Source organism: Sporosarcina ureae (genome assembly GCF_029267015.1).
Classification (GTDB): domain Bacteria; phylum Bacillota; class Bacilli; order Bacillales_A; family Planococcaceae; genus Sporosarcina; species Sporosarcina ureae_D.
On record NZ_JARIEA010000060.1, the window covers coordinates 14,146 to 38,592 of the forward strand.

The window sequence follows — 24,447 nt, forward strand, 5'->3', positions numbered from 1 at the left end:
TTGCTCTCCTCCTCTTAATCTTTCATTTTAGGATCTAGTGCATCACGCAGTCCATCACCAATCAAGTTAAATGCAATCATGAGAACACTGATCACAATAGCCGGGAACAATAAGACGTATGGTTGATTCTCCATCACTTTATATCCGTCATTGATCAATGTACCTAATGAAGCAGCTGGTGGCTGAAGTCCAATTCCGATAAAGCTGAGAAACGCTTCAAAGAAAATGGCATTTGGAATCGTGAACATTGTATTGATGATAATAATTCCAAGCATATTCGGCAACAAGTGCTTTGTAATGATTTTGCCATCCTTGGCACCTAGCGTACGTGAAGCCAAAACGAATTCCTGGGATTTATATTTTAATGTTTGTGCTCGTACAATCCGCGACATCCCTATCCAACCGGTTATGGTTATTGCGACAATTATCGCAGTTATTCCTGGGTCCATAATCATAATCATCAAAATGACGACAATTAATGTAGGTATACCGATCAATATCTCAACAATCCGTTGCATGATGTCATCTGTTCGTCCACCAAAGTATCCGGAAATCCCACCATATGCTACCCCTATAACCATATCAATAGCCGCGGCTACGAATGCGATGAATAGTGATACACGAGAACCTTCCCAAAGTCGTGTAAATAAATCACGACCAAGTCCATCTGTACCAAACCAATAATACTCGTCAACTTTCTTCATCTCGTATAAATTGACAGTTTTCCCTGCCAATTTACCGTCCCCATCAAAAAGTCCTGTTGCTTCAATACCAGGAATTTTAGGTGGTAAGTTTGCGTGACGTAAGTTTTGCGTGTCGCCCGCATGCCCGTTTAAATGTGGACCGATTAATGCCATTAGTATAACTAATAGAAGAACGACCATACTGATAATAGCTGCTTTATTTTTACGGAGTCCTAACCATGCATCTTGCCAGAAACTCAAACTTGGTTTCTCTATACGTTCGGAATGATGTGCGTCAATGGTCACTCGCTCAAAATCTTCTGGTGTTAATTTTTCTTGTTCGTTTTCAATACGCATTATCCCTTACCTCCAGACACGCGGATACGTGGATCGATAACCCCGTATAAAATATCCACAATAAAAATAACTACAATAAGGAAGGCTGAGAACATTAATGTCGTACCCATGATCGTTGCATGGTCATTCGTCATGATAGACGATACGAATTGCTCACCAATTCCTGGAATAGCAAAAATTTGTTCTACTACTAGTGAACCTGTTACCAAACCAGCTGCAAGTGGTCCAAGAACCGTGATTAAAGGAATTAATGCATTTCGGAATGCGTGTTTGAAAGCAATTTCAAAGCCATTGGCACCTTTTGCTTTTGCTAAAATAATATAATCTGAATTCAATACTTCTATCATCTCAGTCCGTATAAAGCGCGCGGATAGGGCTAGTGGCCCCATAGCGAGTGCAAGCGATGGCAGGACACTTGACTTCCAACCGTCATTCCACAAACCGACCGGTAATAGATGCCACTCTGAAGCAATCCAATATTGCAACAATGATGCAAACACAAAGGACGGAATGGAAATACCGAGTATCGCTAAAAAGGTGCTTCCGTAATCCCAGAATGTATTATGCTTCAAAGCGGCAAGCATACCTAGTAGGATTCCGACAATAGTCCCGAAGACCATCGCTTGCGCTCCCAAGATTAAAGAAGGTTTTAATCTAGTAGCCAATAAATCGTTGACACTTTTACCTTTAAATACAAAGGACGTCCCCAAGTCACCTTTAGCCAAATTTTTCATATAGATTGCATACTGCACAGGCTTAGGCTTATCGATTCCATATTTTTTTTCAACAATTGCTTTTTGTGTATCATTCAACTTATTGTAAGAAGCAATTGGTGAACCTGGCAATGTCTGCATGAGGAAAAAAGAGGCAGTTGCAATTAAAAACAACGTTATAAACATATATACTATGCGTTTTCCAATATACTTAACCACGGTACGTTACACCTCCAAAAGAGTTTCTTACTTTACTTATTAGTAATCACTTGACATTTTTCGACAAAATACTTTTTAAATATTGCAACTATTTGCTGTTACTAAAAAGAGAGTATATGGAATACAGATCCCCATATACTCTCCCCTATTAAACTCAAGACTTTACAACGTTACTATTACTTACCTGAAATATACGCCCACTTGAAGCTATAGTCTGCTCCGAATGGATGATCAACTAAGCCTTTGAAGTGTGGCTTATGCAAGAAGATCAAACCACGTTGGTAAATTGGTGCAATTGCAGCGTCATCATCAAGTAGAATTTTCTCAGCTTTTGCGAATGCTTCATAACGCTCCTCAGGCTTAAGAGCCAATTCGCCTTTAGAATCTTCAATCAATTTATCGTACTCAGGATTAGAGTAAGACATCAAGTTGTTTGTACCATCTGTTACAAATAGATCCAAGAATGAAATCGGATCCTGGAAGTCTGGTCCCCAACCTGATACTTGAATATCATAGTCTTGGTTGCCATCCAAATCCAAACGTACGGAGAATGGTACTTCTTTCAACGAAATTTTAAGTCCTTCTAGGTTACCTTCTAATTGAGACTTGAAGTACTCGTCCATTTTCTTAGAAAGTTCAGTGTCGCCACCAAGAATTTCTAGATCAAGAGATTCAACACCTAGTTCTTCAAGACCTTTTTTCCAATGATCTTGTGCTTCTTCCACATTGTACTCTAAGTGGTTTCCGCTTAATTCACGGAAGTCTTTTTCATTTTCATCAAATGCAAAGTTTGTTGGTACTAAGAAGTTTGCAGCTAATGATCCGTTAGCTAGTACTACATCTACCATATCTTCCTTTTCGAAAGATTTAGCAATAGCTTTACGGATGTTTTCGTTCGCAAGTGGTGTTTCTTTACCATCACGCTCTTGGTTAAACTTGAAATAGAATACAGATGTTTCTGGTTGAATAACTGCTTCTTCATCATCACGGTATTGCATAGCTAGGTCACCAGAAACTCCGGCACGATCTAATTTACCATCTTGATAAAGTTTAATTGCAGTTGCAGAATCTTTTACAACGTTTACGTGAATTTCATTAAGTTTAACGTTTTCTGCATCCCAGTAATTTTCGTTCTTAACATAAGTCCAGCTATCGCCTGTTCCATCCCATTTAGTTAAAACGAATGGTCCATTTGAAAGAAGGTTATCAGAGTTTGTTGCAAATGCATCCGCTTTAGAAGCTACAAACTCTTCTTTAAGTGGATAGAAAGTTCCAAATGACATAAGTGACAAGAAATATGGTACTGGACGCTCAAGTTTAACTTCAAACGTCTTCTCGTCTATAGCTTTAACGCCAAGCTCAGATACTTCCATTTTTTCTTCAGAGATTGCTGTTGCATTTTCTACTACACCAGACATCATGAATGGTCCGTAAGGTGAACCAGTTGCTGGATCAATTGCACGCTGCCAAGCATAAACGAAATCGTTAGCTGTTACAGGTGTTTCATCAGCCCACATTGCATCACGAATTTTGAATGTATAAGTCAATCCATCTTCACTTACTTCAGCTTCTTCAGCAGCCATTGCAGGTTCTGCGATATTTTCTTGGTTTAAACGGTATAAACCTTCGTTGATATTGTTCAACACGTTGAAGCCAACTGCGTCTTCCACGATTGATGAGTCAACAGATGGGATAGCAGCAGATTCAGCTAAGTATAATACTTGCTCAGCATCTGGCTCTCCTTCTTCGTCTTTGGCATGCTGTTTTTCTTCTGGTTCTTCAGTTGCCGCTTCCTTGTCCTTGTCGTCCCCGTCTGCTGCTGGCTTTTCTTCGTCTTTCGAACCGCCACATGCAGCTAAGAACATACTTAGCACTAACGTTAGTGCCATTAATAAAAGCCACTTATTACTCTTCAAATTGTTGACCTCCCCTTGATGTTTTTGAAGTACTAACTTTTTCATTATACAAGAAAAACTTATGAATGTAAACGCTAACAACAATATTATCTTAATTTTAAACTATTATTGAAGATTCTACACATTCTTACTCATTTCTTGTATGATAGACAGTAGCTATCAACATTAATTATGAAAAGAAGGACTTCTATGAAACGTAATAGTATTGTATTTCTCATATCGCAGCTGGTGATTATTATTTCTGCCTATTCAGTATACGGTAAAATCTCATTATTAGGCTATATTAATGCTTCCTTTTTCGTCAGTGGTATTCTGTTATTCTTTGGTGGGCTTGTGTTTGTCGTCCGTACTGGATTCTTCGACTTCTTCATGACGAGTTCGCGTAAAGTGTTTGCTAGAAAAGGTCAAAGAGAAGCTATCGAATCTATGCGTGCTCCATCCGAAGTTATGTCGGCGAGTCCCGCTTGGTTCTTCATTGCAGGTATGCCAACCTTCATTTTTATGATTTTGGCGCTTGTTTTATATTATCTATAAAAAAATCTCGGTACTTCCTTCATAGGAAATACCGAGATTTTTAATTTACTGATATATTTTATAACTCATCGCCATTACTAGTTATTTTGTTCTCGCGCATTTAAAAACTTTGATTATTTACGATCTTCTACCTCAAGTTTACTACCATCGTTGAATTTGATTTCTACTTCGAATTTTTCATAATCCGCTTGAAGATCAAAAGCGTCTAGTATACGATCAATCGTTTCTTGCTGTGAGCTATCTTTGGTCACATCTAGATTTTTCACTTTTGAATATACATCATCAAATGCTTCCTGACCTTTTAAATAGATTTCATTTAGTTCATCTTCTACTTTAGCTTTTATTGGTTCATTTTCATCTTGTTCAATTTCTGCTTCATACTCTTTGTCTTTCCCGTATGAAACATCTAATTCGATCTCTTTAAATGAAAGCTTGTCCATGTCGGCTTGCATATTTCCCGTCGCCGAGTCAGTTGAAGAATCTGTTGTAGTATCTGGTACAACTTCATCAGTATTTTGATCCGTATCACCAGTAGCTGGTTCTAGCGGTTGCTCTACCGGTGGATTGGTTGCATTAGAGTTTTCTTCTACCTTATCATCTGTCGCATTCGTTCCACATCCCGCCAACGCAAGTGCCATTACTGATACTCCTGTTATTACTAAATGTTTCATAAAAATATTCCTCCTAAACGTCGTATTATTCTTATTGTTACCCTTTTTGCTACTTTCTAATCGGTTAGTTTTATTTAATGAAGGGTATGTTGGTAAGTAAAGGAGTGTTTTCGAATGAATAATCAGAATCCCTTGACTGCTAAAGAAGCAATTGATTCAATTGAGTCAGCTGTACATACGGAAAGTAGTTTGCGACGTGCGCACGCGACCGGCGTCGCATTTGATGCAACTTTTCAACCAACTGGGGCTGCAGTACCTTGGACAACAGCTACTCATCTACAGCAAACCGAAGTTCCTGCTGTTGTACGTTTTTCTCACAGTTCTACGAGCCTAACCCCCAATGAACGTCTGAATCCAATTAAAGGAATGGCAGTGCGCTTTCAATTACCTGATGGTACATTTACAAACCTGACTATGGTTAATATACCAATCTTCATTAGTAAAACTCCAGAAGCCTTTATTCGTCTAATACAGGCATTTGATTCAAGCAGTACATGGTCACAACGAATAGATGCTCTGATGCACGATACTGAGTACAAAGCATTTGCTTCCATTTTAAAAGAGCTCCAACCGTTTCGTAATTTCGAAACCCTTCATTACTATTCTATTCATGCGTATTTTTTGAAGAATGTTGACTTAGAGAGACAAGCCGTGCGATTTGAATGGCAACCTCTGCCTCAAAATGATTTTGATACGGAAGGCCACTCTATGGAAAATGAACTCATTCATAAAGTAGAACAAGGACGTCCTGTACGTTTTCGCTTACTTATGCAATTAGCTGAACAAGGAGATCAAACGAATGACCCCACTATCGCTTGGCCGAATGACCGAAAGAAAATTGAAGCAGGAACTCTGACACTGAACTCTCTTCGTGCAGATAACGCAGAAGCCTTCGTTTTCGATCCAACAGTTACTATAGAAGGAATAGAATGTAGCGATGATCCGGTATTACTATTTCGCTCTGCTGCGTACGAGGAATCCGCCAAGAGACGTGGCGTAAAGAAAAAAGGTTAACAAATCTCTAAAAAATCTTAGATGAATAGTTATTATGCTGTATTCGTTTTTACTATTTTCACTAAAAATTTTTCATTAAAAAGGTTAGTGAAATGTGTTTTTTGAAGACGTGAAAGTCTATAGTCATTCAGAAAATCAAGCTCTTTCACTATCGTCAATACAAAGCTATGCTATCCTTGATTTTTTCATTATGTTTTTGTTAAACTATTGACGTGTCAATTCAAAGAACGAACCAAACTCAAATTCCGATATGAATAAGAACGTGTTGGCTAAGCTAGCAGAAGGGGTTGACTATTTACTACAAGGAGCTGATGTGTATGACAACAGAAGAAGAAAAAACATTATATACTATAGAAGAAGAGGAAACGGAAAAGGATTATTCCTTAGATCGTGTACCTTTAGAAGACCGCACTAAAAGTTGGCTTAGCATTACGAACATCACGTTCGGGATCGCGACTGCCATCTTTTATTTTCAAATGGGCAGCGTCATGGCTTTGCAATTCGGTGCACCAAACGCTATTGTGTCCGCAATCTATGCCATAATTGTAGCGGGCTTACTCGGTACCGTGATTGCCTACTTATCGGCTAAGTCCGGGATGAATGTGAATCTATTATCACGCGGAGGCGGATTTGGCTATATCGGCTCATCGCTAACATCATTGATTTACGCCTCAAACTTTATTATGTATTGTGCATTTGAAGGATTAATTCTTGTATCGGCTGTGCACATTTTCATGCCTGACTTTCCGAAGTGGATTTTGATTGTCGTCTTTGGGACACTTGTCATTCCCTTGAATTGGTTCGGTATTGAGCAGCTAGACAAGCTTCAAAAATGGTCTATGCCAGTGTTTCTTGTGTTTCTTGTTGCGGCTATTGTTTTATCATTTATTAAACCGGCTGTTTATACAGGTTCTGTTTTTTCGTATATGCCTGAAGGCGTAGAATTTGGTGGAACAGCATTATTGTTCTGTATCGGAATGCATAATGGAATCATGGGATTGACTGCTTTACTCGCATCAGACTATGCCCGTTTCTTAAAACCATCCGATCGAAAATTTGGTTCAATTGCGATTGGCTTCATTCCTCAAATTTTCTGTTACGGTGTAATGGGTGGACTTGGAATTTGGTTTGGTGTACGTTTCTTGGAAAAAGATCCAGGTGTATATATCGTACTATTGCTAGGTATTGGTGGAGCTTTGTTTACGATGCTCACACAGTTACGAATTAATGTAACCAATATTTACAGCAGTTCCCTATCGCTATCAAATTTCTTCGAAAACGTATTCCGTTTCACTCCGGGACGCAGATTCTGGGTAGTCGTCTCAGCTGTAAGTGCTATATTACTGATGCTTGGTGGAATCGTAGATCATCTAGATACGGTCATGACATTCCAGGGTGTTTTCCTATTTTCGTGGGCTGCTATTCTAGTGACGGATGCATTGGTCGTCAAAAAGTGGCTGAAAATTGGTCCGACCTATTATGTCGCTCGACAAGAGTACTTGTACAAATGGAACCCTGTCGGTGTCGCTTCGTTACTAATAGCAAGTACATTTGGCGCCATTGCCGCTTCTGGTTATCTAGGGTTATTCCTCCAATCTACAGCTGCATTTGTCGCTGCTATACTGGCTGCTATACTGACAGTGATCATTGCCAAGTATACAAAAGGTAAATACTATTTAGTGCGTGAACCGAATGATATTACAGCAGACGATAAATTAGGTTAATATCAAAACTCCTCTTCGTCAAATATAAAAAAACGCCTGAAGGATCAGACATGATGATCCTTCAGGCGTTTTTCATTCACTATCTTCAGATAACCCTCTACGTTGAATACTTCCCCACTCACGTTTACCACGCATCGCACGAATAATTCCTTCGACACGCCAAATTAATGTCAACGGTCGATACCAAAACACTTCTGTTAATGATAAAACGACTAGACGGAATAAATCTTCTACTTTCGGGTACGTATTGCGGCTCCACGCTTCCAGCAGCACGGACGCCATGGAAAAGAGTGATCCATACAAAATGAATAATAATCCTAAGATTCCCGCGAAAATCATATATACTTCTCCCATAAATAAAGAAAGTACCATATATGCATAGCCAGCCAGTTCAATTACGGGACCCAGTAATTCAATAAATAAGAAATATGGGATGGAGATGACACCTACAGTACCATACTTAGGATTGAAGGCCATCTTTTTGTGAAGCCAAAGACTTTCAGCCAACCCTTGATGCCAACGTCGACGTTGCGTACGTAAATCTTTGAAATTATCAGGAGCTTCTGTCCAACAGACCGGGTCTGGTGTAAAGACGATTTCTTTATCTTCTTTACGATCCGATATTTCCTCATGAAGCTTGACTACTAGTTCCATATCTTCGCCTACTGTATTTTTAGCGTAGCCACCTACTTGTAGCACCCACTTCTTAGAAAAAACACTAAATGCCCCTGATATGATAAGCACTAAATTGTATTTACTCAGCGCCATACGCCCCATTAGAAACGCACGCATATACTCGATAATTTGCATCATCACGATAGCTGAGCTCGGTAAACCTTCTCTAACTACTTGTCCCATTTGAATTTCATAGCCATTAGCTATCCTCACATTTCCGCCTGTCGCAATAACTTCTTTATTCGACTCCATAATCGGCTTCATGACGCGCAATAGCGACGTGCGATCCAATATGGAGTCTCCATCAATCGAACAGAAATACGGGTACTTCGATACGTTAATTCCTACGTTTAATGCATCCGCTTTCCCTCCATTAACTTTTGTAATCAACAATAAATTGGGATGCATATCCGATTGATAGATCGCCTCGATAGGTTGAGTGTCAATTTGTTGATTCACTACTTTGCGGATCGGCTTCATATTGAAATGTTCAATAACGATATCTTCTGTGTTGTCCGTTGATCCATCATTCACAACCAATATCTCGAATTGTGGATATTGCAATGCGAGTAATGAATAGATATTGCCTAGCACACCTTCTTGCTCATTGTAAGCAGGTACGATCACAGTTACTGGCTGTGTATAGATAAAGTCTACCGCTTCTTCATCTGATAAATTCTTCTGCAACTTTCGTTCTTTTCCTAATTGAATGAATGCGATAATCAACATTGAGGTATACGAGAAAATAACGGCTAGCATATAGACGAGTAAAATATAGCCAACGAACGCAAATACCGAAGAAGTAATTACAGGTAAATTCATCTCATTACTCCTTTCCGAACATCTCTTCTGCTACATCTATCGCGAACTCGTCGGATGACGTAGTAATGACAGAATAAAGCGCTTGTTGGCCGTTTTTTAATGACTTCATCGACTTAGCAGCTTGGGCACGAACTTGATAGGTAGAATCCTTTATCAAATGATTGAGTACAGGTAACGCCTTTTCTGACGACACGGAACGGAAAATTTTAGCTGTCATCAAACGTTCTTCCCAAACAGTTGAACGTGAAAACCCTTCATACAACTCCAGTGCATCGGCTACTTCTAGTTCAGCTATACTCTTTAACGCGCGGATTCGTAATTCTTGTACAGAGCTATCTAGACATTCATGCAACAACGGAAGCCACTCCAAGTAATGACGGACACCTACAATTTCAATAGTCGCCAACTGTAATACTTCAGGTAACTCATTAAAGTCTTCAGCTAGTAAACTAATCTGTGTCTCATCCAATTCCATCAATAACTTTTTATAGTCAAATTCACCTAACGAAACTTTAGGATGGATGAAATGCGCCATGAATTCCGTCTTGGAAAACCTTGAAATAATTTCATACATCAATATATACTCTGTTTTAGAATAGCTTTTCTTTTTTTGAAGTTGTCGTGAAACTTTATCTAACATAAACGTTAAATTAAATAGATTAATTTTATTTAACGTATTAATACGAATTCCACTACTTCTATGGCCAAGACCTTTACTATAGTAGTCATTCATATAATGTTCCGCGAACGCATTTACTTTGTCGTTAATTTCATCGGACGAAAAGTGATAACTAAAGCGAAAAAACAATTCATCAATAGCTTCTAATTCCAACTGACCATTTGGTTTTAGAGAATCTATCGGCATGTCATCTCCAAGTAAATATTCATACCAGTCGACTTGACGTTCTTCGATATAACGTGTAATCCTCATTTTATTTTTCACTTCTCGTATTCTATAAAACACGAGCAAAAAGAACATCGCAAAAAGTATGAACAGCAACACAACAATCGCTACTAGCAAAGATACTAAAAACTTATCCATAGTAGATTCGGTTCAACACTTTTTTTATTTGCGACTCAAATAAATTTGGATTGAATGGCTTAGTGATATATTCATCTACTCCATTTTCATATGCAAAAATCATTTCTGCTTCACTTTTTCTTTTGGTCATCATAAAGACATGATATTTTTGTGTGTTCGGTAATGTACGCAATGTATACAATACTTCCAAACCGTTTTTTCTCGGCAAAATATCATTCACAATCACTACATGCATATGTGAAGATTGATACCAGTCCGATTCAATAAATGATTGTCCATCATGAAAAACTCGAATATCTAGGTCTAACTGCTTTATGGATACTCGTTCTACCAATTTTCGGATGACCATTGTAACAACAGGATCTTCATCAATAATACTCACTCGAACACATTGCCTTTCAAGTTGTCTAAACGAACGATCTTTCACATAAGGCGTATTTCCTGTAAGTGAAAGAGCGCGATGTACTGCATCGTTTCCTGTCTGTAACACTTCTTCAAGTGTCGTATCACCATTACGAATTTCAATTACTGAAACACCTACACGATAAGAGCGGTTGGATTCTGTTTTCCTCAATCTATCAATAAATACATCCGCTTCTTCTTCACCGGTATTTGCCATCAAAATGATGTCTGGTTCACCTGTAGGGAAACTAAACAGTAGGTCAGAGTTACGCATTTGTTCAAGTAGAACTTGTTTAATGTCTGGGCTCTCCGGACTTCTCACAAACACCACTGTAAAAACTTGCCGAAAGCGTTTGGTGTTCGCCAACTGCCAATGAAAGAGCTGTTGAAAAACCGAAGCATCCAGTAAATTAAGTTCTTTAATTTTTGTTTTCATACTCATTGCACCTCTCATCAGCAAGTTTGCTGTTAGAATTTCTTCAAATACGCATTTACTTCAGGAGTAAGTGAGTCTTCCGTCATGATATAATTCAATCCACTCTCGTGATCCAATAATGGAATCAATTCTTCTTCGTATCCTGTGGTCATTCGGACTACTTTGACTAAAATATGATGAGCTTCTCCAAGTTCCTTTACCTGTTTTACTTCTGCAGATGTACTTGTACTTGGAGATTGTAAGTAGATAATTTGTGCTGCACCATAAGCTGTAGCGAATGTTTCATATTCAGATGGTTCAAGCATCGGACCAACTAGTAAGTTGCGCTCGTGTCGCTTAGCTTGTCCATTCGCAAATATTATCCCTTCTAACTCTTTGCCACGCTGATCTGACCCATACAATAAGCCTGTTGCCATACGCTTTATTTGTTGTTGTTTTGAACCGGCCACGATATATATTAGACGTTTCTGTTCTTTTGCTTCTTTAATTACCTTGTATTGTTCTGTAAGCTTCATTGCATCAAGTTGAATGAAATCTATAACGCCCATTTTTCGCAAGCGGTCTCTTTCTATTTTATCCGGCTGACAACCGACAAGCATTTTACGGCCGATCCATTCGCTCATTCCGCAATGTAAAGCAGGAGGAAGAGTACCAGTTAATGTAGTCCCCCAATCTAAATAGGATTCTAGCATTGCAATTGCGGTACTTTTCGTGAAATCATGCACATATACTTTATGGTCTACCGATTGTACATATTCGGCTACTTTTCTAATCTCATCAAGTGTTGGTTCCTCTTTCAATGGCATATGCGTATATTTCATTTGTAGTTCTGATATTGTCTTCTGTTCCTTCGCTAACCACTCAGAATCTTGCTTATCGTTCAATAGAGAAACGACTTCTTCCACTTCACCTCGCTTAATTCGCGTGAACCATTCTTCTTCTGTTGGGTAAGGTCCCATTAGAATCGACTGATCAGGAAAATAGAATAAACTTCCTCTTTCCAATGTGGTAGGTTGTAAAAAACGAAGTTCATATAACTCATCGCCGAGCTCTTCATTTATCACTTGTTTCACTACATCGACTCGGTGTCTACCCAAATAACAATGTACATAGTATTTTTTATCATCTTGCGCAATTAATTCTTTTACTTTTTCAATAGATTTTGTATTATCGCCGACCCAAGGTAACATTGGCAGCGAGTGAACTTCTAAATCTGCATCTTCAGCAAACTTCACTTCCTGATCCAAAAGCGGTTTTTCAATTGGAAGCGTCGGATTGAGCAATGTAATGACACCGTCGTATCCTCGTTCCTTTAAACTTATCAAATCATCTTTTTCAGGATATGGCCCGAAGGTGAATCGTTCTCCTTCTACTACTTCACCTTGAGAAGCTTGAACAATTCCTGAACCTGTGTTGAGAAAGTAATACAAGCCCGCTACTGTTAGCATGATCGAACTAGCAGCCAACAACCAAGTTAGTAGCCAACGATTCTTCTTGACGATAAAAAAGTAGTAAAGAAATGAAACCACAAAACCAAACACTACCCAACCGACAACAAAGTATTTCATTGCATGGTCTATTTTGAATTGGGACCAGCCACGATCTGTGAAGACTTGTTCAATGGGCACAACAGCAAATAACAAGAAGAAAATGCCGCCTCCTACACCTAGTGTGCTTAAAAAGATAAACCACAATAAGAGTTTTAAGAAAAACCGACTTTTAGGTTCATTCGACAATATCTTCACCGCTCTTTCTATCATAGGTCTCATCCAAAATTTCTTCCATCATCGGGAAATAGGTTAACCAATAGAAAGCCGAAACATCTTTCGCAAAGTATTTGTACACATTGTGCATCCCTTGCCATGTAACTATCGGTTTTTTATCGAAATCTGCATAGTCTCCTGCAAAGTAATACGTGTTCGACTGCTTTTGATGCAATACAGCTGGAAAAGTTTCAGGTATGCCTGCTTCCTGCAGCACGCTACGGCCCTTTTCCGTCAAATCAAATTCGTATGTTGCGAGTACTGCAGTTTGTTCAAATGGCTCTACCACATCAAACCAATAAATATAATCAGATGAATATACTTTGGGAAACTTTTCTTTTCCTTCTTTTGTTAACTCAAAATGAGCAGCACTTTTATTTTCCTGCCCATCCAACACAATCACTTTTCCAGATGTATGGACAAATGCAAGACCAGCACCTGCAAATAGCCATTCACTATTCATCTGCTCCTTGTACCCAGCAATAAGCCATTGAGGTATTTCTTCATTCGCTAAATCTGTAAAGTAGCGCCCAATCCAGCCTGTCCACGTAATACCTAAATTATTTTGCATGATGGTACTCATTTCTTCACTCGTAGGTGATGCAAAACTATTAAATTCCGCTATTAATGTCGTATTTTCATCTTTACTGGCCATTAATTCGTTCCATTCCAACAACTCCATACCACCGTATAGTAGTTCAGATCGCGAACCATCAGGACGATCTTTAAGATCATCACTGAATACACCATACGTATCCGCTACATAAATCATATCGAGCGGCCGAGTTCGAAACGGCTCCATAGCTACTTGATCGTATGGATCGAATCCATAATAATCAAGTCCGAGGTCATACAATTCTCCATCAGGTCGTACAATTTTCTTTCCTTTTAATATGTGGAATAAACCGTTGTGCTCACGATAATCCTTTTTAGCAACGGACTTATCAATTACTGCTATATCCATGATCTTTTCTTCTTTAAGTGTCCAATAAATTCGTGGCGACAAGACGAGTAAGATCAATACTAGTGCTATTACTATTTTTTTCACTATCTGGTCTCTCCTTTACTCTTGTCGACTGTTGTCTGTTGTCTGTTGTCTGTTGTCTTTTGTCTTTTAAATACTCTTCTAGTATTATTATATCACCTACTATTCTAGTATACAATTATATTTTACATATCTTTAGTCTTAATATACTATGTCACTTTACATAAGTTAGTGTATAATACACCTGTAGGACTATTAGATTATGATATTCTACTCTATCTTAAGTTTCTAGAGAAAGGTGACTACTATGTCGAAAAAAGTACGACTTATTTGGATGGCGGCGATTTTATTGGTTCTATCTAACTTCATTTGGTTGAAACCTATACTAACTATGCGCGTTGACCAACCAAAAACTACTTGGCTGTGGCACACATCGCAAATACTTGATCAATCCGATACGATCATTGAATTTATGGATAAAAAGAATGTATCGACACTCTATTTACAAGTCAATGCAGACATTCCAGACGAAGTGTATCAAGACTTCATTCGTAAAGCTAGCGAGCAGAATATAGAAGTGCATGCACTAGATGGTGCACCGCATTGGACGACTGATCAAAAGTCGGTTCAACAGTTCTTCCGTTGGGTGGAGAAATATCAATCTGTTTCAGGTAAAACCGAACAATTTGCAGGTATCCACTTAGACATCGAACCGTATATTTTGCCTGTCTGGAACTCTAATTTACAGGAGACCATCGAAAGCTATCAGCAAAATATTCGATTAGCAGCTGGTGAGTCCGCTCTTCTTGATTTACATTTTGGAATCGATATACCATTTTGGTTCGACAAGACATTCTATTCGAATTCGATGGGTGAAGGTGTTTTATCCGAATGGCTAATTGATCAATCCGACAGTATCAACGTCATGGCTTACCGTAACAAGGCAAAAGGACGTAACGGAATGATTAGTTTAGCGCAAAGTGAAATGGACTACGCCAGTGCTACCGGCAAACAGGCACGGGTAGCCATAGAAACAAGTAAATCTTCTGAAGGCGATTATTTATCTTTCTTCGATAAGAATAATGCGTATATGGAAAAACAACTAAAAGAAGTAGAGCGATCTTTTAATCACTCTGAAGAATTCCGTGGAATTGCTGTTCATTCGCTAGAAAGTTGGATGAAACGCAAATAACAGATAAGTACAACAAAAGGCCGTCTCTATCAAATGAGACGGCCTTTTTGTATACGTTTAGTGTATGAGTAATTAAGCTTTATTATCTTGATCATAAAATACTGGTGGTACAGAACCAAACACTCTACGATGATATAACATAGGATCTTTATTTTTCTCTACTTTTAAATCAATTACTTCGCCGATAAGGATTGTATGATCTCCTGCTTCAATCGTTTGGAAAGTCTTACATTCAAAAACACCGAATGCGTCTTCAATAATCGGTAATCCGTTATCCGACATTTCCCATTCACATGTAGAGAAACGATCTTCTACACGGCTCGCAAATGTGCTACACAGTTCTTTTTGATCTCCCGCAAGTACATGTACAGCGAATTTACCACCTTCTGTGAATGCTTTGATAGATGAAACTCTATGATCTATAGACCATAAGAGAAGCATTGGATCCAAGGATACAGAAGCAAACGAGTTTACTGTCAATCCTACAGGCGTGCCATCTTCAGTTACTGCAGTAACTACTGTTACACCAGTGGGGTAATTCCCCATAATCTCTTTGAATAAATTCTGTTGCTCTTCTTTTTTCATGAAACATTCTCTCCTTTATTGATGAGCCATTTCGAGTAATTTATATAGTCCATTTCTCTAGAAATAGGCAAGTCTATATATATCATAGCACTTCCACTATCTTTCTTCATTTTTCTCAACTCGTTGTATGTTTTTCTTTCAGCTTATGCGATGCATTCACTTTGTACCATGCTACTTTATTGCCTGTCACTTTAAAGGTACTAAAGCTTTATTTTATAAACCACATGTTTATAAATACTAAATTCGGCTATTATAACCGTAGCAAGTCTATCAAACAATTCTAGGAGGATACGTATAATGAATCTAACTACTCTCAAGAAAAACAACTTATTCAAAGTGGGAGCAGCGGCAATTCTCTCTGTCGGCGTCCTCAGTGCATGCGGTGACGATGACCCGGTTATTGATGAAAACGATGATGTTGACGTAGAAGTAGATCAGCCAGGCGATGTTACACCAAATGATGATGCAGATATGGATGAGCCTGAAGTAGACATGGAACCAGACGATGAAAACAAAGACTAATAAAAAACAATAAATAGTAGAAGCTTAAAATCCCTGAAATCAATTAAAGTATTTCAGGGGTTTTTTCTTCCTACTTCTATTTAACTGAATTTTCAGTCCTTTAAAATGTTTTATTTACAAAAAGTTATATTACGTATAATCTCTAGACATTCATCACAACATGATATGTAGGAGTGCTATTGGTAAAATATGAAAGTCTTATACAAGGAGGAGAATACCGTGACAGAACACAGACCGCATGAGGATACACAAAAAGGTATTAGTCGTAGAAATTTCATTAAAAATACCGGCTTAGTGGCGGGAGGTCTAGTTGGTGGATCATTATTTGGTGGTCTATTGACTAACCAGCTACAAAAACCAGATGCACCTATTAACTCAGAAAAAGAAGGCAGCCACTTATTGGAAGCACGTACGTTCTTTAGTAATAGCGAAGATTTTCTTATCCTATCTGCTGCTACTGAAAGGTTATTTCCTACAGACGATTTAGGGCCAGGCGCTATTGAACTAGGTGTCCCCTACTTTATCGACCGACAGCTAGCTGGCGAATGGGGAATGAATGCAAAAGAATATATGAAAGGTCCGTTTTTGCAGGCAGGTGTGGTAGACGCATATGAAAGCCAAGCAGATTCGACCCAAGACCAAGGTCCAAATGCCGAAACGCAAGTACCTACACCAGCCTTTAGATATCAGACACCTATGACAAGGGGAGATATTTTCATGGAAGGCGTAAAAGCATTGGAACAAACCGCACAGGAGAAATTCGAAACAAACTTCCGTAAGCTAGAGCCGAAACAGCAAGATGAGATTTTGCAGATGTTTGACGATGGTAAAGCGAAGATGAACGGTGTCGCTTCGACGACATTCTTTAATCTATTATTACAAACAACTATTGAAGGTGCTTATGCTGACCCCGTCTATGGTGGGAATCGCAATATGGAAGGCTGGAGGATGAAAGAATTCCCCGGTCCACGTATGAGCTATACAGCGGATATAGAAAAAGAAGACTTCATCGTAATGAAACCTGAAAGCTTACGAAATTACCAAGGTCATTAAAAACAGGAGGAACTCATATGGTAAAAAAATTAAAAAAGGTAGATGTAGTCGTAGTAGGAAGCGGCTGGGCAGGTGGAGTAGTTTCTGCAGAGCTGGCCAAGGCCGGATACCAGGTAGTAACGCTTGAACGAGGTAAAAAACAAGATCGACAAGACTATATAGGAGTTAAAGATGAATTGCGTTATACAGATCGTTACGAAATGATGCAAAACTTATCTCCTGAAACGATTACTTCACGCGTGAAAATTGAAGATACCGCTCTCCCTGTCCGAACAAGAGCAGAAATGATGGCTGGGACCGATCTAGGTGGGGGTAGTGTCCACTGGGCAGGTGCTACATATCGCTGGAGAGCTATCGATTTTGAATTGCGTTCCAAAACTATTGAAAGGTATGGTAAAGAGAAAATTCCTGAAGGCATGACGATTCAAGACTGGGGTATTACATATGATGAAATGGAACCTTATTACGATAAGTGGGAGAAAACCGCTGGAATTTCAGGCGAGCCCGATCCACTTGGTGACAAGCGTTCAAGTGATTACCCTAACCCGCCTATGTTAGCATCACCAGCTGTAAAATTATTCAAAGAAACGACTGAGAGGATGGGTTATCACCCTTTCCAAGTCGCTGCCGGTAACTTATCACAAGCGTATACTAATCCAGACGGTGAAAAATTAAATGCATGTATGTTCTGCTCTTATTGTACGATGTACGGTTGTGATTTTACGGCTAAATCGGACCCATTGGCTACAGTTATTCCGACTGCACGCAAAACCGGAAACTGCGAAATACGCACTAATTCTTTAGTACGTCGAGTTCTGCATAAAGACGGTAAGGCAACCGGTGTTATGTTTACTGATACACGTACAGGAATTGAATATGAGCAGCCAGCAGACGTCGTCGTATTAGGTGCATTTTCATTTACTAATAATCGTTTATTGATGCTTTCAGAAATCGGAAAACAATATGATCCAGCCACACGTAAAGGAACCATTGGCCGCAACTTTAATGGACAATTCAACATCACATTCCTTGGAGCGCGAGGCTACTTTGAAAATAAAAAGTTTAATCTCTACATGGGAGCAGGTGCTCTGGGTGGTACTTTGAGTGACTTTGCTGGTGATAATTTTGATCACTCTAATGTAGACTTCATCAACGGTGGCGGTATCGAAATGCGTCAATACGGTGATGGGGCTATTTCTACAAACCACGTCCCAAGCGGCACACCAAAGTGGGGACCTGAGTTCAAGAAAAACTCAATCCATTATGCGAATCGTTCACTAGTCGCATGGTATACACCTGCTGTTATGTCATGGTGGCATAACTACGTAGATTTGGATCCAACATACAAAGATGAATACGGAGATCCCCTATTACGTATAACGAATCGTTACACAGATCACGATCGAAATATGGCGAAATTCGGAATCGAGAAATGTAGTGAAATCATGAAAGAAATGGGTGCCGATATCATTGACGAGGATGAAGTGCCTGAAGAGTTCGATCATATCTATTCAGGTGGTCACTACGCAGGCGGAATAATTATGGGGGCGGATCCTGAAACATCTGCAGTGAATAACTACCTTCAAATGTGGGAGATGGATAACTTATTCGTAGTGGGTGGTTCCGCATTTCCTCAATTCGGTGGACATCATCCGACTTCAACCATTGGCGCATTGGCTTATCGTGCAGCAGAAGGTGTAGAGAAGTATTTAAAAGAAGGTGGTCAGCTTGCAGAAGCGAAGCAAGGGACTTTAAACGCATAACAAAATATCTGGTTCTATCGTCTATTTATGTACTTATTGAATTCACATACTCAAAAATCCAGATTCGCAGTGCAACACTGCGAATCTGGATTTTTCTTCATCGTACATTAGAAGCGACAATTCCTAATCGATCACGTTCAATTGCACCCAACTTGTACATATGTTGACGGAAACAAGACATGACAAACGCGTGCATGTTGGCTTGTGTTACGTAATAAACAAATCATGGATGGCGATGATTACAGCAACAAGCAATATATCCAACCCTATAAAAGGAAATAAAGCTTTATAAATACTTTTCAATGAAACATCCTTTGGAACTACACCCTTCATTGTAAATAATCCCATAGCAATTAGTATAGCAATCATTACAATAATTGGAGGCATTTGCAGTTCGCCCACAATCGCTACAAGTTCACGAGTAACTCCTGAAAAAGATAATAACTCACTAAACAATGACCATTTTAGGATAACAGAATTTATTAGACATATAAGCGAATTGTATTATGAATTGGCGATGGCAATTGTATTAGTGCACTATAACGAACGGATTCCAACTATTAAGTACTTGTGAAAACGATTGAAATGCAACCAGAATAATGTATGGTGTCCATAAGTAAAAGAGAGGATCTCTTGGTAGATATGCGGGGTCAAAATCAGAGATCTGTAGAAGTCTTTGTTACCAACGTACGTTTGTCCTGACTAGTGATGGCTATTCAACCATTGAGCAGCAGTGCAATGCTTCAATGCTTACTCAAATGTTTTCTAACCAAATGATGCACGATGCCGGATCGGATGTTGCACAACGTTACTTACTTCATAAAGCGTATAATCTTTTTTAAATTATTACTCTTAAATTCTATACATGTTTGTATTTTTAAAAAAGCTATTATGGTCTCTATTCTCTTAAATAATTAAATAGTAAACATTCAACATCAACCTTTTAATACCTCTACATCTATATTTACAGATAATACAAGATATTAAGGTGTATATGATACATACAAAACATAATTCAAAATTATATTAAATACAGCAAGACTCTTGCTTCATAAATAATAAAACAAAAGCATCCTCCAAGTAAGCTTCTACTTCAGTCTTCAGCTCTTCATCGTCTATTTGTTCTAGTTTTTTTGTATTTACTCGTTTACTTTGATTATGCTCTAAGAAAAAAATTAGATTTTTACGTCGTTCTGATCTGTTTTCCATTCCATACTTTTGAAAAAGTGAATCTATTTTTATACATAAGATTTTATTTAACCCATACTTTTGATTACACTGATTAACGAATGCCGTATCTACTAAGCGAACTATTTCTTCATTCGACATTATTATCCACTCCATTCATTTCTAGTTGATTGACTCTTTGTTTGCTTTAGTAAAAGAATTACAATCACCATTAGTGCTGCAATAAATATCCATCCATATGAAAAGGAACCACTTGTATCTACGATATAACCAAACAGCGGCGGAATAATCAAAACACCCCACGAGCTGATTGTTATAGTAACGCCTGTAGCGAGACCAGATTTCTCTTTTTGTACTAGCTCCACTATTATCGTCATCCAGACACCATTATAGCCAGATATAGAAAAACCGAAAATAAAGACTGTAAGCAAAATAACAATAAGAGGTGTTGTTGGTTGAAACAAAGCACATACTAACGCACATGTTCCAGTTATAACCGTTACAATGAACATAATAACCATTCGATTTCCCGCAAACATTCGATCACTAATCACGCCCCAAGCCACTCTTCCGATTGACCCTCCAACTTCAACTAATACGAGTAATAGTCCTGCTAAAACAAGTGTCGTTTTAAGTTCTTCAAATGCGAATAAAATGATGTATGTAGTTAAGCATAATTGTGCTCCCTGTAATCCCATTGCACTGATACTTAGTAAAAGAACTGGTTTATTTTTTATAATTGCTCGAAAATCGTCTTTAAACTCTTTTTTATTTATTGAGGACGTTTTCTTTATTGTAGACTCTGGTGCATCTTGATAGTAATGAGCCACTAATGCTCCTATAACTAACAGTAACAAACAGCTGATGAACAAAGATGGACGCCATCCAAATTCTTTGGCTAAAGGCAATAATAACAGCGCAGCCAATGCAGATCCCACTGTAATGCCCATCTGCTTAATCCCCATCGCGGTACCACGGCTTCGTTGAGGGAACCAATAGAGAATTCCTCGATTAGTAGTTGGATGCATAGCCGCATACGCTCCACCACCTACTACTACAACTAAAAGCATTACGAAGAAGTTAGTAGAGAATGAAATTAAAACAAAGCTTATTGCCAACAGTAATATTGTCGTAAACAATTGCTTTTTAGATCCTAAACGATCTACTAGCAAACCAGATGGGATTGCGGCCAAAGATTGCCCTAGAAAAAGAGCAGCAGGTATAAACCCAATCTGTGTATTAGAAAGTGCTAAATCTTTACTGATTAAAATTGTCAAAGGAGCTAAGCTTCTTCCAACGAAAGATACCATGACTTGAGCAATTAACAACCAAAGCAGCATCTTCCATGCCATATGTAGCGTAGTTTCTTTAGATTGTCCATTCATCATTCGGATCATCTCATTTACTTTCTATAATGAAAAAGAGAGCGCTGACAATCAGCAAACTCTCTTTTTATCTGTCACTTACAAAACATCGAAACACTACCCAATCCATCAAATTGTGCAACGATAGAATCACCTGACACAAACGCAATAGCCTCCGACATAGCACCACTCAGTACGATATCACCTTTTTTCAAACCTTTTCCACGCTTGCTTAACTCTTTCACTGACCATGCAATAGCCTCAGCAGGATGTCCTAATACGGCAGCACTTGAACCTGTTTGTTCAACTTTACCGTTTTTGGTCATCACCATTCCGATGCTGTCCAATTGTATTGATTCAGGAGATAGCCATTTACTGCCTACTACAAATTTAACGGAAGAACAATTGTCCGCTATTACATCTACTAATGTAAATTTGAAGTCTTTGTAGCGACTATCGATGACTTCTAATGCAGGAGCAACATATTTTGTAGCTTTGATTACGTCTTCAGCCGTTATATGCTCCCCTTCTAAATCTTCTCCAAGTAAGAATGCAATTTCAGGCTCTACTTTTGGATGAATTAAATCCGAGTACTTGACTGGTTCCCACTCTAGACAAAGCATATCTTCATGTAAATATCCGTAAATGGCTTCATCTACGCCCATCATAAGTTGTTTCGCTTTACTAGTTAATCCCAATTTTACACCGACATGTTTCGTTTCGTTTTCTTTCAATCGACGCTCTAATAACTTATCCTGTAATTTATATGCCTCTTCAATTGTCAGTTCAGGATATTTATCAGTAACTTTAATAACTTCACGCGCATCACGTTCAGCAGTATATAAGTACTCAACGATTTCTTGTCCTTGATCTATCGACACTGTCATTTTTATGCCCTCACTTTCGACTTCTTAGCTAAATCAGCAGCTACATCCAAAATCATATCTTCCTGTCCGCCTATTACTTTTAACTTACCTAGTTCCATTAAAATATCGCGCGGATCTAAACCAAATCTAGCAGCAGCTCTTTCAGAATGAAGTAGGAAGCTTGAGTACACACCCGCGTAACCTAATACGAGACTGCCTTTTTTTATCTCTTGTGTATCCGGAATTAAAGGACCAACGATATCCTCAGCTAAATCCATCATTTTATAAAGATCAATTCCTACATCTACTCCCATACGATCTAATACAGCAAGCAGTACCTCTGTTTGCGTATTACCCGCTCCCGCTCCTAAACAACGAACCGCTCCATCAATTCGAGTAGCCCCTTCTTCAATTGCAGCAAGTGTATTTGCTACAGCTAAAGACAAGTTATTATGTGCATGGAATCCTACTTCAATGTCTAATGAATTGCGTAATGCTTTAATTCGCTCACTAACTTGATGCGGAAGTAATGCTCCCGCAGAATCCGTTACATAAACTGCTTCTGCTCCATAGCTTTCCATAAGCTTCGCTTGTTCAACTAATTTATCAACAGGAACCGAATGCGCCATCATTAAAAATCCTAAGGCTTCCATTTCGAGTTCACGCGCTTGACTGATATGCTGTGCAGAAACATCTGCCTCAGTAGAATGTGTCGCTACACGAACAAGCTTTGCTCCTAATTGATGTGCTTGTTTAAGTTCGTTCATAGTACCAATTCCGGGAATCAATAAGACAGCTACTTTTGAGTCTGTACATTCGTCAACTGCTGCCTCAATCAACTCCATTTCATTGACCAATGATCTACCATATTGAAGAGTAGAACCACCTAAGCCATCGCCATGACTTACTTCTATATAGTGCATACCTGCATCGTTTAATGCACGTGTAACATTTCGTACTTGATCTACCGTGAATTGATGTCCTACTGTATGACTTCCGTCTCGTAAACTTACTTCTGTAATTTTAATTGGCTTCTTCGTCATATAAGTTACTCCTTCCCATTTTTCAAATGAGAGATTTCTTCTCCAACATATTACGTGCAAAATCTTCAGCAACCCTCGTTGCAGCTGCGGTCATAATATCTAAATTACCAGCATAAGCAGGGAAGTAATCTCCAGCTCCTTCTACTTCTACAAATACCGTAACAACATTACCTTCGAATAGTGGCGGTTGTTTTAAACGATAACCTGGCACATACTCCTTCACCTTTTCTACCATATCGCTAATAGACTTTGTTATCGCTTCTTCATTCATATTTCTCACTTCACAATAAATGGTGTCGCGCATTAAGATTGGAGGATCAGCGGGATTCAAGATAATCAGAGCTTTTCCTGTATCTGCACCACCCACGTCTTCTATACCTTTACGGGTAGTGAGTGTGAACTCATCAATATTTGCTCGTGTTCCAGGACCAGCACTTAAACTGGAAATTGTAGCTACAATTTCGCCATATGTAACGTCAGCCACTTTATTGATAGCATTCACAATTGGAATAGTCGCCTGTCCACCACATGTAATCATGTTGACATTATCAAGATCTTTAGAGTCTGCGTTAGAGTTTACTGCTGGTGAAAAGAATGGCCCTATTGCTGCAGGTGTTAAATCTATTGCTAGTTTTCCTAAGCTTTTGAGTACTTCTGCATGGTGAATATGCGCTTTTGCCGAAGTGGCATCGAATACAATATCCGCCAGTTCAGGATGATCTATAATAGCTTGAATTCCAGTAGAGAAAGCTTGATAGCCTCTTTCTTTCGCTCGCTTTAGCCCATCAGATTCAGGTTCTATCCCAATGACAGCTGTTAACTCTATAACATCACTACGTTCAAGTTTATACATTAAATCTGTTCCGATATTTCCAGAACCGATGATGGCCGCTTTTATTTTCTCCATTTTTTTGC

General features: G+C 38.7%; 23 protein-coding genes. 7 read left to right on the forward strand and 16 right to left on the reverse strand.

From position 1 onward, the window contains the following. Nucleotides 1-14: 14 nt before the first annotated feature. The 3 genes from opp3C to Q7P97_RS09805 form a co-directional block, all read right to left on the reverse strand. The gene (gene opp3C / locus Q7P97_RS09795) at nucleotides 15-1,040 is read right to left on the reverse strand and encodes an oligopeptide ABC transporter permease (RefSeq protein WP_303969010.1); all 1,026 of its coding nucleotides are present in this window, start codon (nucleotides 1,038-1,040) and stop codon (nucleotides 15-17) included. Then, nucleotides 1,040-1,972, reverse strand: a complete 933-nt coding sequence (gene opp3b / locus Q7P97_RS09800; RefSeq protein ID WP_303969011.1) for an oligopeptide ABC transporter permease — start codon at nucleotides 1,970-1,972, stop codon at nucleotides 1,040-1,042. The genes opp3C and opp3b overlap by 1 nt, the downstream gene beginning before the upstream one ends. A 176-nt stretch (nucleotides 1,973-2,148) precedes the next feature. Continuing rightward, nucleotides 2,149-3,888, reverse strand: a complete 1,740-nt coding sequence (locus Q7P97_RS09805; RefSeq protein ID WP_303969012.1) for a peptide ABC transporter substrate-binding protein — start codon at nucleotides 3,886-3,888, stop codon at nucleotides 2,149-2,151. 189 nt (nucleotides 3,889-4,077) lie between these two features. Here Q7P97_RS09805 and Q7P97_RS09810 point away from each other — a divergent pair, with 189 nt between their 5' ends. Beyond that, on the forward strand, nucleotides 4,078-4,422 hold the full coding sequence (locus Q7P97_RS09810; protein ID WP_303969013.1) for a DUF3899 domain-containing protein: 345 nt from the start codon (nucleotides 4,078-4,080) through the stop codon (nucleotides 4,420-4,422). 113 nt (nucleotides 4,423-4,535) lie between these two features. Here the strand turns inward: Q7P97_RS09810 and Q7P97_RS09815 are convergent, their stop codons facing one another. Further along, nucleotides 4,536-5,093, reverse strand: coding sequence for a YusW family protein (locus Q7P97_RS09815; RefSeq protein WP_303969014.1), 558 nt, complete (start codon nucleotides 5,091-5,093; stop codon nucleotides 4,536-4,538). Between the two features lie 114 nt (nucleotides 5,094-5,207). Here Q7P97_RS09815 and Q7P97_RS09820 point away from each other — a divergent pair, with 114 nt between their 5' ends. Continuing rightward, entirely contained in the window at nucleotides 5,208-6,107 is a 900-nt protein-coding gene (locus Q7P97_RS09820; RefSeq protein WP_303969015.1) for a catalase, read from the forward strand. A gap of 317 nt (nucleotides 6,108-6,424) precedes the next feature. Beyond that, on the forward strand, nucleotides 6,425-7,831 hold the full coding sequence (locus tag Q7P97_RS09825) for a purine-cytosine permease family protein (protein ID WP_303969016.1): 1,407 nt from the start codon (nucleotides 6,425-6,427) through the stop codon (nucleotides 7,829-7,831). 72 nt (nucleotides 7,832-7,903) lie between these two features. On the opposite strand, the gene Q7P97_RS09830 is transcribed toward Q7P97_RS09825, so the two are convergent. From Q7P97_RS09830 to Q7P97_RS09850, 5 genes are read right to left on the reverse strand one after another with little or no spacing between them, the layout of a single operon-like run. Then, entirely contained in the window at nucleotides 7,904-9,328 is a 1,425-nt protein-coding gene (locus Q7P97_RS09830; RefSeq protein WP_303969017.1) for a glycosyltransferase family 2 protein, read from the reverse strand. A gap of 4 nt (nucleotides 9,329-9,332) precedes the next feature. Then, the gene (locus tag Q7P97_RS09835) at nucleotides 9,333-10,370 is read right to left on the reverse strand and encodes a HEAT repeat domain-containing protein (protein ID WP_303969018.1); all 1,038 of its coding nucleotides are present in this window, start codon (nucleotides 10,368-10,370) and stop codon (nucleotides 9,333-9,335) included. Continuing rightward, nucleotides 10,363-11,208: a response regulator gene (locus Q7P97_RS09840; RefSeq protein ID WP_303969019.1), complete on the reverse strand. Its 846-nt coding sequence runs from the start codon at nucleotides 11,206-11,208 to the stop codon at nucleotides 10,363-10,365. Before Q7P97_RS09840 ends, Q7P97_RS09835 begins: the two co-directional genes overlap by 8 nt. A 32-nt stretch (nucleotides 11,209-11,240) precedes the next feature. Next, nucleotides 11,241-12,977, reverse strand: coding sequence for a protein-tyrosine phosphatase family protein (locus tag Q7P97_RS09845; RefSeq protein ID WP_303969020.1), 1,737 nt, complete (start codon nucleotides 12,975-12,977; stop codon nucleotides 11,241-11,243). Next, nucleotides 12,934-14,019, reverse strand: coding sequence for a hypothetical protein (locus tag Q7P97_RS09850; RefSeq protein WP_303969021.1), 1,086 nt, complete (start codon nucleotides 14,017-14,019; stop codon nucleotides 12,934-12,936). The genes Q7P97_RS09845 and Q7P97_RS09850 overlap by 44 nt, the downstream gene beginning before the upstream one ends. A 244-nt stretch (nucleotides 14,020-14,263) precedes the next feature. On the opposite strand from Q7P97_RS09850, the gene Q7P97_RS09855 reads away from it, so the two are divergent. After that, entirely contained in the window at nucleotides 14,264-15,148 is an 885-nt protein-coding gene (locus Q7P97_RS09855; protein ID WP_303969022.1) for a hypothetical protein, read from the forward strand. A gap of 72 nt (nucleotides 15,149-15,220) precedes the next feature. On the opposite strand, the gene Q7P97_RS09860 is transcribed toward Q7P97_RS09855, so the two are convergent. Then, nucleotides 15,221-15,733: a flavin reductase family protein gene (locus Q7P97_RS09860; RefSeq protein ID WP_303969023.1), complete on the reverse strand. Its 513-nt coding sequence runs from the start codon at nucleotides 15,731-15,733 to the stop codon at nucleotides 15,221-15,223. 297 nt (nucleotides 15,734-16,030) lie between these two features. Between Q7P97_RS09860 and Q7P97_RS09865 the strand changes: the two genes are divergently transcribed. From Q7P97_RS09865 to Q7P97_RS09875, 3 genes are all read left to right on the forward strand, one after another. Next, nucleotides 16,031-16,255: a hypothetical protein gene (locus Q7P97_RS09865; RefSeq protein WP_303969024.1), complete on the forward strand. Its 225-nt coding sequence runs from the start codon at nucleotides 16,031-16,033 to the stop codon at nucleotides 16,253-16,255. 219 nt (nucleotides 16,256-16,474) lie between these two features. Further along, entirely contained in the window at nucleotides 16,475-17,308 is an 834-nt protein-coding gene (locus Q7P97_RS09870; RefSeq protein ID WP_303969025.1) for a gluconate 2-dehydrogenase subunit 3 family protein, read from the forward strand. Nucleotides 17,309-17,325: 17 nt separating this feature from the next. Continuing rightward, complete coding sequence (locus Q7P97_RS09875) at nucleotides 17,326-19,071, forward strand: GMC family oxidoreductase (protein ID WP_303969026.1); 1,746 nt, start codon at nucleotides 17,326-17,328, stop codon at nucleotides 19,069-19,071. Nucleotides 19,072-19,278: 207 nt separating this feature from the next. On the opposite strand, the gene Q7P97_RS09880 is transcribed toward Q7P97_RS09875, so the two are convergent. From Q7P97_RS09880 to Q7P97_RS09905, 6 genes are all read right to left on the reverse strand, one after another. After that, a complete protein-coding gene (locus tag Q7P97_RS09880) occupies nucleotides 19,279-19,458 on the reverse strand; it encodes a hypothetical protein (protein ID WP_303969027.1) in 180 nt (59 codons plus the stop codon). Between the two features lie 639 nt (nucleotides 19,459-20,097). Further along, on the reverse strand, nucleotides 20,098-20,400 hold the full coding sequence (locus tag Q7P97_RS09885; RefSeq protein ID WP_303969028.1) for a hypothetical protein: 303 nt from the start codon (nucleotides 20,398-20,400) through the stop codon (nucleotides 20,098-20,100). 2 nt (nucleotides 20,401-20,402) lie between these two features. Next, on the reverse strand, nucleotides 20,403-21,656 hold the full coding sequence (locus Q7P97_RS09890) for an MFS transporter (RefSeq protein WP_303969029.1): 1,254 nt from the start codon (nucleotides 21,654-21,656) through the stop codon (nucleotides 20,403-20,405). A gap of 62 nt (nucleotides 21,657-21,718) precedes the next feature. Beyond that, entirely contained in the window at nucleotides 21,719-22,510 is a 792-nt protein-coding gene (locus tag Q7P97_RS09895) for a 2-keto-4-pentenoate hydratase (RefSeq protein WP_303969030.1), read from the reverse strand. Between the two features lie 2 nt (nucleotides 22,511-22,512). Further along, on the reverse strand, nucleotides 22,513-23,532 hold the full coding sequence (gene dmpG / locus Q7P97_RS09900; protein WP_303969031.1) for a 4-hydroxy-2-oxovalerate aldolase: 1,020 nt from the start codon (nucleotides 23,530-23,532) through the stop codon (nucleotides 22,513-22,515). Nucleotides 23,533-23,554: 22 nt separating this feature from the next. Then, nucleotides 23,555-24,439: an acetaldehyde dehydrogenase (acetylating) gene (locus Q7P97_RS09905; protein ID WP_303969032.1), complete on the reverse strand. Its 885-nt coding sequence runs from the start codon at nucleotides 24,437-24,439 to the stop codon at nucleotides 23,555-23,557. Nucleotides 24,440-24,447 lie beyond the last annotated feature (8 nt).

What these genes read in the sequence shown, in the direction of transcription:
- Q7P97_RS09855 (WP_303969022.1), top strand. Translation starts at nt 14,264, where the DNA reads ATGTCGAAAAAAGTACGACTTATTTGGATGGCGGCGATTTTATTGGTT.
- Q7P97_RS09880 (WP_303969027.1), bottom strand. Translation starts at nt 19,458, where the DNA reads ATGCCTCCAATTATTGTAATGATTGCTATACTAATTGCTATGGGATTA.
- Q7P97_RS09905 (WP_303969032.1), bottom strand. Translation starts at nt 24,439, where the DNA reads ATGGAGAAAATAAAAGCGGCCATCATCGGTTCTGGAAATATCGGAACA.
- Q7P97_RS09895 (WP_303969030.1), bottom strand. Translation starts at nt 22,510, where the DNA reads ATGACAGTGTCGATAGATCAAGGACAAGAAATCGTTGAGTACTTATAT.
- Q7P97_RS09820 (WP_303969015.1), top strand. Translation starts at nt 5,208, where the DNA reads ATGAATAATCAGAATCCCTTGACTGCTAAAGAAGCAATTGATTCAATT.
- Q7P97_RS09890 (WP_303969029.1), bottom strand. Translation starts at nt 21,656, where the DNA reads ATGATCCGAATGATGAATGGACAATCTAAAGAAACTACGCTACATATG.
- Q7P97_RS09830 (WP_303969017.1), bottom strand. Translation starts at nt 9,328, where the DNA reads ATGAATTTACCTGTAATTACTTCTTCGGTATTTGCGTTCGTTGGCTAT.
- dmpG (WP_303969031.1), bottom strand. Translation starts at nt 23,532, where the DNA reads ATGACGAAGAAGCCAATTAAAATTACAGAAGTAAGTTTACGAGACGGA.
- Q7P97_RS09885 (WP_303969028.1), bottom strand. Translation starts at nt 20,400, where the DNA reads ATGTCGAATGAAGAAATAGTTCGCTTAGTAGATACGGCATTCGTTAAT.
- Q7P97_RS09825 (WP_303969016.1), top strand. Translation starts at nt 6,425, where the DNA reads ATGACAACAGAAGAAGAAAAAACATTATATACTATAGAAGAAGAGGAA.
- Q7P97_RS09875 (WP_303969026.1), top strand. Translation starts at nt 17,326, where the DNA reads ATGGTAAAAAAATTAAAAAAGGTAGATGTAGTCGTAGTAGGAAGCGGC.
- Q7P97_RS09835 (WP_303969018.1), bottom strand. Translation starts at nt 10,370, where the DNA reads ATGGATAAGTTTTTAGTATCTTTGCTAGTAGCGATTGTTGTGTTGCTG.
- opp3C (WP_303969010.1), bottom strand. Translation starts at nt 1,040, where the DNA reads ATGCGTATTGAAAACGAACAAGAAAAATTAACACCAGAAGATTTTGAG.
- Q7P97_RS09860 (WP_303969023.1), bottom strand. Translation starts at nt 15,733, where the DNA reads ATGAAAAAAGAAGAGCAACAGAATTTATTCAAAGAGATTATGGGGAAT.
- Q7P97_RS09840 (WP_303969019.1), bottom strand. Translation starts at nt 11,208, where the DNA reads ATGAAAACAAAAATTAAAGAACTTAATTTACTGGATGCTTCGGTTTTT.
- Q7P97_RS09815 (WP_303969014.1), bottom strand. Translation starts at nt 5,093, where the DNA reads ATGAAACATTTAGTAATAACAGGAGTATCAGTAATGGCACTTGCGTTG.
- Q7P97_RS09865 (WP_303969024.1), top strand. Translation starts at nt 16,031, where the DNA reads ATGAATCTAACTACTCTCAAGAAAAACAACTTATTCAAAGTGGGAGCA.
- Q7P97_RS09810 (WP_303969013.1), top strand. Translation starts at nt 4,078, where the DNA reads ATGAAACGTAATAGTATTGTATTTCTCATATCGCAGCTGGTGATTATT.
- Q7P97_RS09845 (WP_303969020.1), bottom strand. Translation starts at nt 12,977, where the DNA reads ATGAGACCTATGATAGAAAGAGCGGTGAAGATATTGTCGAATGAACCT.